Annotated in this window: 2 protein-coding genes; both read right to left on the bottom strand. The window is 53.0% G+C overall.

The window, feature by feature from the left end; genetic code table 11:
• The coding region (locus N2315_09445) for a radical SAM protein (protein ID MCX7829394.1) at positions 1-1,031 on the bottom strand (1,031 nt) is incomplete at its 3' end.
• A 12-nt stretch (positions 1,032-1,043) separates the two neighbouring features.
• Positions 1,044-1,233: hypothetical protein (locus tag N2315_09440; protein ID MCX7829393.1), on the bottom strand; the 190-nt coding region annotated here is incomplete at its 5' end.

Here is a 1,233-nt window from a genome sequence, read left to right as displayed (position 1 = left end):
CGGTACACCTGTACCCTGTTTGCTTCCCCCAGGTGTTGATTCACCAGGAGTCCCTCATAGGTGGCAACGGCTATGCGGTAACGAGCGTCCCCTGTCCGTGGAGCACCGGCGATATTTTTCTCCTGTGGAACGGCTGAACGGTTTTTCTGGCAGGCTACCGGGGAAAGGGACTTACCAGAAGCTTTATCTTCTTGTTTCTTATTCTTTTCCTGGGAAAAACTAAGGTCCTGGTCAAGGAAACCCGCCGCATCGGCGCGGCAGCGGGTACAATGATACATCTGGGGAAGATAGGCCCCCGCTCGCTCTCGAGCCTTTTGCACCATCTCTGAAGAAGGGGGGGGCAAACGGGCAAAAGGGGTTCCCTTAACAGGATACAGGGGAAGAATATTCATGATATCCACCCCGAGAGAAGCAAGGTGCTGGGCCAGGATACCCACCTCATGTTCGTTTATACCCGGCACGAGTACCGTATTCACCTTTACCAGGATGTTCGCCCTTTTCAGCAAGGGAATACTGGAAAGCTGCTCCTGGAGTAGATAGGCCGCAGCTTCGTAACCATTAAGGGTCTGTTTCCCCTTACGAACCCAGGCATACAAACGTTGCCCCACGGAAGGGTTTATCGTATTTATGGTAATCGTCACATGAGAAACCCCTAAATTCACGAGTTCCCCCACATAAGGGGCAAGGTTTAACCCATTGGTGGCTACGCAAAGAAGCAGGTCCGGGAATGCTCCATGAATGAGACTGAGGGTTTTAAGGGTTTCTTCCGGATTAGCAAAGGGATCCCCAGGGCCGGCGATCCCCACCACCGCGAGCTCCGGGAATCGGGCCAGCAAAGCTTCCACATATTCGGGGGCCTCTGCTGGTTCCATTATTTTGCTACAGACCCCCGGTCTACTTTCGTGGGCACAGTCAAAATCTCTGTTGCAATAATTACACTGGATATTGCATCGAGGTGCCACGGGAAGATGGACCCGTCCATAGCGATGACGGGAGGACTCATCAAAACAGGGATGCCGTTCCCAATGCATACGTATGCCTCCTCAATAGTAGGTGTATCCTACGGGGTTGGTTTCCTGTTCCTGCTCGATGAGGGCATTCACCACTAACCGTAGCAGGTTGTACGTTCCTTCATACCCCACATGGAGTATCTGGGAAGCTCCAAATCGGTCGTGAATAGGGAATCCACAGCGAACGAGGGGGATTCCCAGCGTTCGAGCCATGGTATAGGCC

The sequence above is a fragment of the Thermanaerothrix sp. genome (assembly GCA_026417795.1).
Lineage (GTDB): Bacteria > Synergistota > Synergistia > Synergistales > Synergistaceae > Thermanaerovibrio.
This window is presented reverse-complemented; position numbering and strand designations above follow the sequence as displayed.